General features: G+C 41.9%; 9 protein-coding genes. 2 read left to right on the top strand and 7 right to left on the bottom strand.

The genetic code is table 11. The features are described 5' to 3' along the window. Window positions 1-9: 9 nt before the first annotated feature. Together BM008_RS08155 and BM008_RS08150 are read right to left on the bottom strand one after the other, a co-directional pair. Window positions 10-621: a MarC family protein gene (locus BM008_RS08155; protein ID WP_091935940.1), complete on the bottom strand. Its 612-nt coding sequence runs from the start codon at window positions 619-621 to the stop codon at window positions 10-12. A gap of 539 nt (window positions 622-1,160) precedes the next feature. Next, window positions 1,161-4,727 (bottom strand): PAS domain S-box protein, encoded by a 3,567-nt coding sequence (locus BM008_RS08150; RefSeq protein ID WP_091935938.1) that lies wholly within the window; start codon window positions 4,725-4,727, stop codon window positions 1,161-1,163. Between the two features lie 448 nt (window positions 4,728-5,175). On the opposite strand from BM008_RS08150, the gene BM008_RS08145 reads away from it, so the two are divergent. Further along, window positions 5,176-5,829, top strand: a complete 654-nt coding sequence (locus BM008_RS08145; RefSeq protein ID WP_091936325.1) for a peroxiredoxin — start codon at window positions 5,176-5,178, stop codon at window positions 5,827-5,829. Window positions 5,830-5,909: 80 nt separating this feature from the next. On the opposite strand, the gene thiC is transcribed toward BM008_RS08145, so the two are convergent. From thiC to BM008_RS08130, 3 genes are all read right to left on the bottom strand, one after another. Next, on the bottom strand, window positions 5,910-7,193 hold the full coding sequence (gene thiC / locus BM008_RS08140; protein WP_091935936.1) for a phosphomethylpyrimidine synthase ThiC: 1,284 nt from the start codon (window positions 7,191-7,193) through the stop codon (window positions 5,910-5,912). 343 nt (window positions 7,194-7,536) lie between these two features. Then, window positions 7,537-8,322: a hypothetical protein gene (locus BM008_RS08135; protein ID WP_091935934.1), complete on the bottom strand. Its 786-nt coding sequence runs from the start codon at window positions 8,320-8,322 to the stop codon at window positions 7,537-7,539. A gap of 21 nt (window positions 8,323-8,343) precedes the next feature. Further along, on the bottom strand, window positions 8,344-9,204 hold the full coding sequence (locus BM008_RS08130; RefSeq protein WP_091935933.1) for a hypothetical protein: 861 nt from the start codon (window positions 9,202-9,204) through the stop codon (window positions 8,344-8,346). A gap of 161 nt (window positions 9,205-9,365) precedes the next feature. Between BM008_RS08130 and BM008_RS08125 the strand changes: the two genes are divergently transcribed. Next, window positions 9,366-11,684: a DNA topoisomerase I gene (locus BM008_RS08125; protein ID WP_091935930.1), complete on the top strand. Its 2,319-nt coding sequence runs from the start codon at window positions 9,366-9,368 to the stop codon at window positions 11,682-11,684. A gap of 221 nt (window positions 11,685-11,905) precedes the next feature. Here BM008_RS08125 and BM008_RS08120 read toward each other — a convergent pair whose 3' ends face one another. After that, complete coding sequence (locus tag BM008_RS08120; protein ID WP_091935928.1) at window positions 11,906-12,427, bottom strand: nitroreductase family protein; 522 nt, start codon at window positions 12,425-12,427, stop codon at window positions 11,906-11,908. A gap of 83 nt (window positions 12,428-12,510) precedes the next feature. Next, the gene (ilvC, locus tag BM008_RS08115) at window positions 12,511-13,518 is read right to left on the bottom strand and encodes a ketol-acid reductoisomerase (protein ID WP_091935926.1); all 1,008 of its coding nucleotides are present in this window, start codon (window positions 13,516-13,518) and stop codon (window positions 12,511-12,513) included. Window positions 13,519-13,580: the final 62 nt, after the last annotated feature.

Raw genomic sequence — 13,580 nt, 5'->3', positions numbered from 1 at the left:
GATGGATCGTCACTGGAACGAAAGGTAGATATTCCATATACCTACGGCAATGAAATTGACGGCCATTGCTGCCAGCAGTAGTCCCATGAGCCTTGTGAAAACAAGCATTCCGGTGTATCCCAGGAATTTGTATATCCTTCTTGAGAAATGGAAGAAAACCCATGTTATTGCAAATGTGAGGGCAATGGCGATCATGACCTCTATGTTCTGAATTATTGAAGCTGCACTTCCCATGAGGACTATTATTGTGGTAATGGTACCCGGACCTGTTAATAGTGGCAGTGCGATAGGGAATATCCATATATCGCTACGGTCCATTGATTTGTGTATCTCTTTTTCTGTGATGCTCTCACGGGACACCTTTGCAAGTATCATATCAAAGGCAACGACAAAAAGCAACACACCACCGGCAACTCTAAGTGAATCTATACTCACTCCGAAGAAGTTCAATATCATTTTTCCTGATATTGCAAAGAATATTGCTATAACAAAGGCCAAAAGTACGGACCTTGTAGCAAGGCTGTTCTTCTCCTCAAGTGTCATATCACTGGTCAGTGACACGAACGTGACAACGCCACCCACAGGACTTACTATGGCGAACAGGCTACTAAATGCGTAAATTAGAAAAGCAGTATTTTCCGTCTTTGTTCCTCCCTATACGAGCTACCTCTTGTTCATAAATACATAAGAGTTGTGGTTATTTTGATCTTATTTTATATTTTGAGAGTGTGCGTAACTTGCTTGAGGTTTACAATTAGCATCATTATTCATGGTATGTCAACTATTCTTTATATACTGGTTTACAATATATGTGTCTATTTTGTTGCACAATTGTAAATATTGCTTGCTGTATTTATATTTTTACGGTACACTTATATATGAGTAATTACAAAACTATAATTTGTCAGAGGATTATTACTCTGACTCATGGGTGTGGGTCATTTGAAAATCCATCAAACTACCTCCTTCAATACCACATCCCCTTCTAGAGTTGCCCTGGTTTATATACCAGGGTCACTTCCTCTTATATTTATTTCTTATAGGTCCTATATTCTTTCCATTTATACAAGGTGCTGGAAAATTGTTGGTTTACAAAAGAAGTAGTTGACCTGGTTAAAAAAAGATGCTGAGCATTCTGGAACTATCTCAGGAACAAAGGTTCAGTTTGTCCCTTCCTCAATGATCGGTAATCCAAAGGTGAAGACGCTTCCCTTTCCTATCTCGCTTTCCACCCATATCCTTCCTTTATGTAGCTCCACAAGTTCTTTGACAAGAGCAAGTCCGAGTCCCGTTCCTGAATATTTACGGGATGTGGAAGAGTCTATCTGGCTGAAAGGTTTAAAGATCTTCTTCTGGTCATCCGGAGATATCCCTATTCCTGTATCGATCACAGATATCTGTAATTCATGACCTTTTATTGCAGAACGGAAAGTGATCTTTCCATTATCAGTTGTGAACTTGATAGAATTTCCCATGAGATTGTAGAGTATCTGCTTTATCTTTGATCTGTCTGCTTCGACCTTTGGAAGATCGTCAGGCATGTCCACATCAACAACTATATTCTTTTTTAATGTAAGTGTCTGTGTCATAGTGACTATCTCATCGACCACTGGCTTTACATCTATTATCTCGTAATGGAGTTCCATCTTTCCTGCTTCTACTTTGGATAGGTCGAGTATATCGTTGATCAGGCTCAAAAGATGGCGGCCACTTTTTGAGATGTGTTTCATGTAATGTTCCTGTTTGGGTACAAGTTCTCCGGCGATCCCATCCAGCATTACATCTGAAAAACCGATTATAGAGTTCAAAGGTGTGCGTAGTTCATGGCTCATGTTGGCAAGGAACTCGCTCTTTGTACGGCTTGCGGTCTCAGCTTCTATCTTTGCATTGAGCATCACTGCTTCCGCCCGGACCCTGTCTGTAATATCCCTTCCGACCGTCTGGACCAGACCATTCTGTGTTTTGAGGAACGACGCACTAATGTCCACATATACTATGCTTCCATTTGATCGCAGCATCCTGTTCTCCTGACGGTAGTGCCCTTCGTCTTTAAGTTTGTCCATCTTCGAGCCGATCTCATCTCTGTCCTCTGGTAATGTCAGATCAACGATCGTTCTTTGTTTTAGCTCTGCTTCACTGTAGCCGAACATTTCGCAGGTCCTTTCATTCACTTCAAGTATCTGTCCATTAACATCATGGATCATTATGGCATCATTTGACTGCTCAAAAAGGGACCTGTATCTTTCTTCATTAGCCCGCAATTCATTCTCGGCTATTTTACGTTCAGTTACATCTTCTGAGAACAGTATGATGCCGCCAACAGTTCCGTCTGCTGCATTCCATGGTCTGACCACTCCGCGTACCCACTGAACCTTTCCGTCAACTCTCTCAAAACGGGTCTCTTCAACAGGGATCACCTCTCCCTTCATGGCTACCCGGTGCATTTCCTTCCATTCATCGGGTATCTCAGGGAATATTTCGTAATGGGATATCCCGATAATATCTTTGTCATCCAGGAAATAGTCTTTTTTCCAACGACGGCTGACTGCTATATATCGCATATCACGGTCGAACATGGCCAATGATGCCGGTGCATGCTCTATGAAAACTCTTAATCTTTCTTCACTTTCCAGCAGCTTATTTTCAGCCATTTTGCTTTTCGTGATATCCTGCAGTACACCGATTATTTTTACTACCTTTCCAGCTACGGTCTCGGGCCGGCCAATTAGTCTTATCCATTTATGTTTATTCTTTGCTGTGAACAATTCTACTTCAACATCGAACGACCTGGCTTTTTTGATAGTACTTTTCAATGCCTTCTCAATTATCGTTCGCGAGTCAGGAGGATAACAACTTAGTGCTTTCTCCAAAGTGTCAAGGTCTTCAGTTTCATGTATCCTTGCAACTTCAGGTGTCCAGTTGATCACACTACTTGCAACATCTAGATTCCATCCGCCGATCTGGCCGATCCTGCCAACTTCATTTAGCAGTGCTTCACTTTCACGCAGTTTGTTCTCCGTTCTTTTACGTTCGGTTATATCCTGCATTGTACCGAACAATCTTACAACTTTTCCATCTTCAGTTATTGGACGGGCGATCGTTCTGACCCATTTATGGTTACCTTTTGCTGAGATCAATTCCAGTTCCAGATCATAAGGTTCAGCTTTTTCAACAGCATCATTAACTGCCTTTTCAATTATTTTTCTGGTATCTGGAGGATAATATCGTAATCCTGTATCAACATCAGCATGATCAAAAGAATCAAGTTCATGGATCTTTATAACTTCAGTTGTCCATTTTCCGATTCCAGTGCCTATGTCCAGGTCCCAGCCTCCTATTTTGCTGAGCCTGCCAACTTCATTCAGCAGAGCTTCACTTTCACGCAATTTGTTTTCAGTTTCTTTGCGCTTCGTAATATTCGATGTTGTTCCAAACATCAGGAAAGTGCCATCATCTTGTGGGTGTGAAGAACCAAGGGAACTCATCCACACAGCTTCTCCTTTATCGGATAATATCCTGTAATCTACATCTATAGGAGTATCAGGTTGTTTAAAGGATTGTTTTAATGAGTCAGTTACTTTGTCTATATCATCAGGGTGTATCCGTGCAAAAAAACGGTTCCAGTCATTTCCGATCGTTCCCTCAGGAAATCCTATCATCCTGTCCATGGGTTTGGAAATATAAGTGGTCAGTGCATTTCCTTCTTTATCAAAAGTAGCTTTCCATATGACCGAGTCCAGAGAATGGATGACCTCTTCAAATTCCTGTTCTCTTTTAAGTAGCAGCAGCTCTGTATTCTTGCGTTCCAGGAGAGCAGCTATCATATCTCCTGCTATCTTTAGCACATAAAGCTGATTCTCATCCAGTTTATTCTTCTTTCTCTTAGAATCAGCAGTAATGAATCCTTTGAAAACACCGTTATATGAGAGCGGTATCATTGCAATGGACATGATACCAAGATCCTGAAGCAATGTTCTTAAATTATCACTTTCCAGAGACATGACATTCACATCAGGAATATTCACGATCTCCAGTGACCTCAATTTCTTAAAAACAAGTTTCTTTGTATCCCAGTTTTCATTTAATGGAATTTCAGATACAATGTCATTTCTATGCCATTCATGGGTTTTTATAACATGATCTGTACTTCTGTCAGAAGAGAAAATAACTGCGCGATCAGCATCTACAAATCCTGCAAGGTCTTTGAGGGTCTTATTTATATCCTCATCTATCTCCTTATGACTACTGTTGATAAAGCGGTCCGAGATGTGAGATATAAGCATGTCCTTGCGTTTGTTGTTCTCGATACTATCATTTACTTTCTTTTTATTGGTAAGGTCCTCTATTATGGCATAACATCCGTAGGTATTCCCACTTTCATCTTTTCGGGGAAATGCCCGGAAGCTCAGGAACATTTCCTTGCCCCATTTAGAGTGATAGGGTGTTTCTATGGATGCGTTCATTCCAGTGATAATGACCTCTTCTACAACTGCAGAGATACCTGATCGTACCAGAGGCGGAAATTTTAGCATATTGATATTCTTTGTATCATATGCTGAAGGGGAATCCATTATATGCAGTAGAAAATCATTTACAGCAGTAATGTTACCTTCCCTGTCACACGAAAGTATGCCAAGAGGCAATTCATCAACGAGGTTCTCAAAACCATCGTGACAGTTTTTGGACACATCAGGTCTGCTTGGGTCCTTATTATCTTTATCTGTCATTTTTTTGGGCTAGGTCTCCAATTCAGGAGGCTAGAGATTTTGATAGTTATCATTACCAACTTGTATAGTGCTGTATTTATATTTTGTTACGCAATGTTATATTTCGTGTTCAACAGTATAAATATTGATTGGACAACAACCAACTTCTTATGTTTGGACTTCTTTATATTCATTGGAGTGCGGGCAGATATTCATTGATCTATTATCTGTTCCTGTAGTTCATACTACCAAAGAATGATGTGATATGATGGATGAGAAAAAAGACACAAAGAAGTATCTGGAAGAGCAATTTAAAGATATGAGGAAATACATTTCCAGGAACATAAAGGATCTGGAACTGGAAAAGGAATTTGATAAACAGGTAAAGGATATCAATGAATATCTTGACACCAGTATGAAGAAGTTAAAAGCAGGTATGGGTGAGATCTCTCCCGGAGAACCTGTAACAATGCCTTTAATAGGTGACAGTGCTCCTTCATTCACAGCAGTGACAACAGCAGGCGAGATAAATTTCCCAAAGGACTACAAAGGTAAGTGGGTCATACTTTTCAGTCATCCTGCTGACTTTACTCCGGTCTGTACTACTGAGTTCATGACCTTTGCAAGCATGCAGGATGAGTTCAAAGCACTCAATGCTGAGTTACTGGGTCTGTCCATTGACAGTATCTATGCCCATATTGCATGGCTGCGTACCATCAAGGAAAAGATAGAGTACAAGGGAATGAAGGATGTAGAGATCACCTTCCCTGTGATCGCAGATCTTAAGATGGATGTTGCAAAGAAGTTCGGAATGGTACAGCCAAATGCCTCGGATACACAGGCTGTAAGGGCAGTGTTCATGATCGACCCGAAGGCAAAGATAAGGGCTATTGTCTATTATCCTCTTTCTAACGGAAGGAATATGGATGAGATCAAGAGGCTTTTGCTTGCGATGCAGAAGTCTGATGCTGAGAATGTTGCAACACCTGCAAACTGGCAGCCAGGCGATGATGTGATAATTCCACCTCCTGGTTCTTGTGGGACTGCTAAGCAAAGGGTCGAATCAGAAGAAGAGGGTAAGTACTGTCTTGACTGGTTCATGTGCTTTAAGAAACAGGGATAAAGCAGATAGTCAAGAACAAATTTAAAATTAATAGAAAAGGACTTTCCAGTCCTTTTTTTTAATTAAGATAAAATAGAGAATTATTTCTTCTTCTCATCTTCAAGTGCCTTGCTGACTATTTTCATAGCACAGAGGTCACCGCACATGGAACATGCTTCACTTCCGGTGTTCCTGCTGTCCCTTATGTTCTTAGCCTTCTCACCGTCAATGGCAAGTTCGAACTGTGTGTCCCAGTCAAGGTTCTTACGTGCATGTGCCATTTTGTTATCAACTGCTCTTGCACGTTCTTTCTGTCCTTCTTTTGCAAGATCAGCTGCATGGGCTGCTATCCTTGTGACAATGGTACCTTCACGGATATCATCATTTGTCGGGAGTGCAAGATGCTCTGCCGGTGTGGTCATGCACAGGAAATCCGCTCCGCACATGCCTGCAAATGTTCCTCCGATGGCTCCGGTGATATGGTCATATCCTGGTGCGATATCAGTGACAAGGGGACCAAGAAGATATAGTGGAGCATTATCACAAAGGTTCTTCATTCCCTTTACGCTGAGCTCTATCTCATCAATAGGGACATGTCCGGGTCCTTCTACAAAACACTGGATATTTGCTTCCCTTGTTCTCTTTACGAGCTCTCCAAGGGTTATGAATTCCATGAACGATGGTCCGTCTGAAGCATCATGTATGCATCCCGGTCTCATACCATCACCGAGACTGATCGCCATGTCGTACTCGTATGCTATTTCCATCAGGTAATCGTATTCTGAATAGAATGGATTATCTTCGCCATTATGCATCATCCATGCGAGGGTGAACGATCCTCCACGGCTGACTATATCAGTTATCCTGTTGCCCTGCTTGATCCTTTTCAAAGCATCCTGGTTCACAGCTGCATGTATCGTGATAAAATCGATACCATCCTTTGCATGTTTGCGTACTGCATTGAACATGTCGTCAGAGGTCATGTCAACAACAGTTTTCTGGGAGGCTGCTGCCTGGTATATTGGCACGGAACCTATCGGGATGTTCACAGCATCCATTATCTTCTTCCTGATAAGGTCAAGGTCCCCTCCTGTGGAAAGATCCATGAGTGCATCTGCACCGAAGGTCTCCGCTGTCTTTGCCTTCTCAATTTCTGCATCTATATCGATGTAGTCCCGTGAGGTTCCGATATTAGCGTTTATCTTTGTACTGAGGTATCTTCCAATACCCACGACCCTGCAGTCCCTGACAGGGTTGTTCGGGATACTTATGGTCCCATTGGCAACACATGAACAGATGGTCTTTGCATCAATGCCTTCGTCCCTTGCAACGGCTTCCATCTGGGGTGTGATCTTGCCCTTCTTAGCATCTTCCATTAGTGTCATTGTAACTCCGGTATGCAGTGTCTTTAGGTGCAGATACATTCTTGCAACATATATATGTTTCACAGCACTTATTGAATATTTAGGGTTGTTTTGTATCTGTTTCCTCAGAGTGGCCAGAAGATACTCTATTATGATTCAAGTTAAAGTGATATTGAACAAATGTAAAGGAAATTATGATGCTATTGCGAATTGAAGAACTCCATCTAACAAAACTCATCGGTATGCACAGGCAGATGTCCCTTGCACAGAACACTACTGTGGAACTCTGGATCCCTGTGAAATAATTAATTGTTTAGAATCACTTTCGTTTACAGACTCTACTATGGATAAGATCGAGATTATCCTATGCTGCTTCTCCTTCTTCATCGTAATATCTTACTCCATGGGATATTGTCGTAGTATAGAGTCCTTTTTTTGCATCCTCTTTTTTTGTACTCTCTTGTATGTGCATTGAGTAAAGTTCACCTTTATAGAATGCTGTTTCTATCATCAAATGACCATTTTTATTATTCATATTTACATCCATTATGATGTAAGGTTTCTCTTTGTTGATAGGAAGAGGTTGCTGCACAGAGGCATATTTGGAGTTGATCTCATCTGCAATTATATCTGCTTTATTATCATCCTGATCGACTGTATAGTTCGATAGAACGAACATGACCTTGTTTGTTGTGGGATTTATTAGTTCAATGGAGTTATCATAAATGGTATAGTTGTAATCTTTTCCATATCCATATATTTCAGACAAGGTTACGCCCTTTTTACCTGTTTGAATGCGTAAATCATATCTGTCAAGGTCTGCTGCAAAAAAAGTAACTGTTTCATCTTCACTAAAGTTAGCATGGGTGTAGACCACACCACTGGAATAGCTCTTGGAACCACTAAACGTTAATGTTATGGTTCCTGATGACTTCTGAACAAGGTTTCCAGAATGTAGATATCTTGTATCAATGCCTTCTCCCTCAATGGCTTTCTCAGCTATAGCTGTCAGTTCCCTTCCATATTCTGACTGGGGATCAATTATGGTATGTCTGTGGGATTCTGACATCTCATAGATCACTGTAACAAAAGAAACAGAGATAATTGCAATACCAATGAATATGATCTTGTAATTTTCTTTAAGGTTCATACATCAGCCTCAGTATAGCTATTAGAGATCTTCCCCAATCGGGTTCCCTTCTTCATCATAATATATTACAGTGTGAGATATCGCTACATTGTAAATGTCCCGTGTTCCTTCTTCTATGTATAATGAGTAAAGTTGGCCTTCATGAAAATAAACATCCATCGTTGACCAGTTTTCTTTTGTTTCACCTGTTATGTCTATTACCATGTACGGCTTCTCTTTATCTATGGGAAGCAGTTGCCGGGCAAAAGCATATTCTGAATTGACCTTCTCTGTAATTGTACCTGTCCTGCTCTCGTCCTGAACGATTTTGTGATCAGACAGTATGAATATTATATTGTTTGTCACAGGGTCGGTCAGTTCTATGGAATCTCCATTTATCCTGTAATTGTAGTCCTTTCCCCATCCTGATGTTTGAGGTATGCTTGCAACGTTTTTACTATACTTTCCCCTGTTTTCCGGCAAGTGATTACCGTAGATGCCCAGATGATAATTATAGACATTATATATGTCAAGATCAGGTTCAAAGAATTTGATAGTTCCTTCATCAGCAAGGTCACCATATGAGTAGATCACAGCACTGGAAAAGATATTTGCACCCTGGGATCTCAGCCTGATATTATCCGGATATATCTGAGCAATGTTCTGGATAGCAATATAATTAGTATCAATACCTTCTTTCTCAATTGCTTTCTCTGCTATGGATATCAGCTCAATTCCATATTCTGACTGTGGATCTATTATATTCCATGGTCTGACCGGAGGCTCGTTATTGTAGCCGAGAATCATGTGGTGGTCGGAGATGGCATAAACCATTGCTACAAGTAAAATAGAAATTATCACAACAATTCTCAATTTAAACTTGTAATCCATCTTTAGGTTCATGCACTGGCCTCCAATATTCTTAATATTTCAGATATTACTTTAAAATATATAAATAATTGAGTACAAATATGTAAACTGTTATTACACAAATTAAGGTTAGGATCATTACTTTCACCCTGCAAGCTTAATTCTTATCTATTATCAGGACATAGGGGTGCAGCATGTCTATAGTCGTATTCACGGAAAAGAACAAGGCAGCTTCCCAGATAGCAGGGATCTTAAGTGACGGACACTACAACCGCGCTTCGGTGGCAGGTCTTCCTGTATACGACTTTAAGATCAACGGGAAAGAGTGGCGGGTCATGGGTCTTGCCGGACATATCATGGGATATGATTTTCCTGAGCAGTTCAACAACTGGCGTGAATGCGATCCTGCGGTCCTTCTGGATACTCCTCCTGTAAAGAACGTTACCAAAAAACCTTATGCTGCTGCTATTTCACTTCTTGCCAGCGGCGCTACTGAAGTAGTCCTTGCATGTGACTTTGACAGGGAAGGGGAGAATATTGGTTTTGAGGCAAAGGAAATTGCTGAAAGGGTTGCTTCATTTCCGGTCAAAAGGGCACGTTTCTCATCATTGTCTGCCAGTGAGATAAAAAAGGCATTTTCTAATCTTGTTGAGCCCGACTATAATATGGCAATGTCCGCAGAAGCCCGTCAGATACTTGATCTGAAGATGGGTGCGGCTTTTACACGCTTCATGACGCTTTCAGTTAGGGAGAGGGCTCGTACCAAAGGTGTCATTTCCATTGGTCCCTGCCAGACCCCTACATGTGGTTTTGTCTATGAGAGGGAGAAACTGATAAAGAACTTCAAACCTAAGGATTTCTGGAAGATAGAGGCTCTTTTCACTACGGATGGTGCGGAATTCACCGGGGTTCACAGGGCAGGTAATATCCATGAAAAAGAGAAAGCTGATGAGATATTCGCCCGGATAAAGGACTGTAATACCGGTATCGTGGACAAGAAAAGTGTGAAAGAGGCTCTTACAAATCCTCCATATCCATTGAACACCACTGAGTTCCTGAAGCGTGCTTCCAAGTTCCTGGGTGTGAGTCCGGAGGAGGCACTTGAAACGGCAGAGCAGTTATATCTTTCAGGATTTACCAGTTATCCGAGGACAGAGACGAATAAATATGCTGATGATTTTGATTTCAGGTCCAAAGTAGTGGCTTTCTCATCGGGGATCTACCAGAAATATGCTCTTTCGATAATCTCTGCCGGTGAGATCAAATGCAGGAATGGTACTAAAGACGGACATGACCATCCTCCTATCCATCCCATTAAAGCGGCATCAAAGGATGATATTGAGAGAAGTATCAGGATGCCGAATGCATGGAAGGTCTATGATCTTATATCAAGGCATTTCCTTGCAAATCTTATGCAGCCTGCCATCTTTGAGAAAACACGAATGGAGATTCTTGTGGGTGGAGAGATATTCGATGTCACAGGTTCTATTCTCAAGAATGCAGGCTGGCTTGATGTCTATCCATTCGAGACCAAGAACGATAAGCTATTGCCTTTGGTCGAGGAAAAGGATCAGCTCGGTGTTAAGAAGATAACGAATATCAAATCTGAGACCAAACCTCCAAAAAGGCTTACTGAGGCGGAGCTCCTTACTTTGATGGATAAACATGGCATCGGTACCAAGGCTACAGCTCCGAGTCATATCGAGACCAACAAGAAAAGAGGGTACTTTGAAACAAAGGGTAAGACCATTGCTATTCTTGACACTGGTTTCACCCTGATGGATACGCTGGATGCCACGGTTCCCATACTGGTACAGCCTGAGATAAGGGCACGTATAGAATCGCTTATCCAGGATGTGGAGGATGGTAAGAAATCACTTGAAGGTGCTCTTTCTGAAGGAACGACACTTATCAAGACCATGTACTCTCAGCTCACATCAAGCAAGGATGCCATTGCTGCAAGAATGGCAGGCACAATTGTGGATGAACAGGTAGCTACGGATAAGAAGAACTTCGTTGGTACCTGTCCTGAATGTGGAAGAATGCTTCACATGATCAAGACCGATAAAGGCAGGTTCGTTGGTTGTACTGGTTATCCTGAATGTAAAAATACGTATCCTCTCCCAAAAGCAGGAGCACTTACTGTTCTGCGTTCACATCAGTGTGAAAAGGATGGGGTTGCAGTCCTTAAAGTTGGAACTAAATACAATTGGGCAGTAGGGATAGGTCCATGTTTCACATGTGATCTTGAAAAGAAATGTTTCCCGCCTGAGGTAGTTGGACCATGTCCTGTGTGCGACGGATCTATGTTCCTCATAACTACAAAGGATTCCCGTTTCCTTGGTTGTACTAACAGATGTGGACATACACAATCTATACCCAAATCAGGTAGACTTACTGTTCTGGATAAGATGTGTGAACACTGTGGATGGCACTTAATACGCGTGAAAGAGCAAAAACAGGATGCTGTGGAGTTTTGTGCTAACCGGAAATGTGCTGGTAAAAAGAGGTAACATTACTGAATCAACCAAATCTGATTTCATAGTAAATCAGTTTTTCTTGATTTAGTGCTAATTTTGACAAACGTTTATATATGATAAACTCTATTTTAGGATTTAGAGACGAATTGTCGACCTGTTTAATGATCTTTGTCTACTAAAAAATGGGTCAAGCCGATCTACTACCTCCAACAAACCTTCAAATCATTACAATTCGTCTCAGCCTCCTTCTTTTCTCAATATTCTATTCCGTACTTCTCACTGTATGTTATGTCTTTAATGTCCTTTCTGGAAGCATCTTTCCCACTTTCTGCAGGTTTGCCGATCGCAAGCACTGCCATTAGCTCAAGTGAGTCCGGACAATTAAGAATCAAGTTAACTTTATTTGCATTGTTGAGGATCTCGCCCAGCCAGACTGCTCCGAGATCAAGGTCACAGCATGCAAGGAGCATATTCTGGATGGATGCACCTATGGCCTGTATATCTTTTGTCTTGTTGTACATAGTTTCGGTATCAAGGTACACAGCGACCAGCAGTGGTGCACTCCTGACTATTTGGGAATAGTGTGTGCAACCTGCCAGTTCTTCCATAGTTCCTTTGTCTTTTATGACAACGAATTTCCATGGCTGGTTGTTCAGTCCTGATGGTGCCCATCTTCCTGCATCAAGTATGGTTCTTATGTCATTATCTTCAACTGGCTCTTCTGTGTATTTTCTGATACTTCTTCTTGAAAGGATAGTGTCAATTACTTCTGGCATATCGATACCTCCGGTTAAAGGGAATGGTCTGTAAGAAAACAATTCTAATCGGGAATAAAAAAAGATTGTGTAGACCAATTGGTCTACTTTTCATTAAGTTCACTGTTGAGCCATGGCATCTTGGCCCTGATCTCTTTACCGATGACTTCCAGAGGATGTTCTCTGTCCTGTCTCTCCATTGCGGTAAGGACCGGCCTGTTTGCCTTGCCTTCGAGTACGAACTCACGTGCGAACTCTCCGTTCTGTATCCTCTCAAGTGCTTCGTACATAGCTTCTCTGGAAAGCTCGTTGATGACCTTAGGTCCAACGGTCATTCCGCCGTATTCTGCTGTGTTGGATACTGAGTACCACATCTTGTCAAGGCCACCCTCGTGGATAAGGTCGACGATGAGCTTAAGCTCGTGGCATGTCTCGAAGTATGCCATCTCTGGCTGGTATCCTGCCTCTACAAGTACTTCGAATGAAGTCTTGATGAGTGAAGCGACACCACCACAAAGGTCTACCTGTTCACCAAAGAGATCTGTCTCGGTCTCCTCACGGAAAGATGTCTTGTATACTCCTGCGCGGGTACATCCGACACCTTTTGCGTGTGCAAGTGCCAATTCCATTGCCTTACCTGTTGCATCCTGGTAGACTGCTACAAGACCTGGAACTCCTGCACCCTCTACGTAGGTCCTTCTGACAAGGTGACCCGGGCTCTTTGGAGCTACCATGTAGACATCGATGTCCTTCTGTGGGATGATCTGGTTGTAGTGGATGTTGAATCCGTGTGAGAATACGATCGCGTTACCAGCTTCAAGTCCTGGCTCGATAGCTTCGTAGTATACCTGTGCCTGTGTCTCGTCAGGAAGGAGGATCTGGATGACGTCTGCCATCTTTGCTGCATCAGCAACTGTCATGACCTTAAGGCCATCTTCTTCTGCCTGCTTCCAGCGTCTGCTGCCTTCTCTAAGACCGACTGTTACATCAAGTCCTGAGTCATGCAGGTTCTGTGCCTGTGCATGTCCCTGGCTTCCGTAACCCATTACAGCGATCTTTTTACCTTTGAGTAAGTCAAGATCAGCATCGTTATCATAATACATCTGTGCCATTGTATGTACCTCTTTAAGTGAAATATGTTTAGTTTAGATATAATTAAGACACCTATAAGTGT

It is taken from the genome of Methanolobus profundi (genome assembly GCF_900114835.1).
GTDB classification, from domain to species: Archaea; Halobacteriota; Methanosarcinia; order Methanosarcinales; family Methanosarcinaceae; genus Methanolobus; species Methanolobus profundi.
Note: the sequence above shows the minus strand (reverse complement) of the source record. Positions and strands in the feature narration are given on the sequence as shown.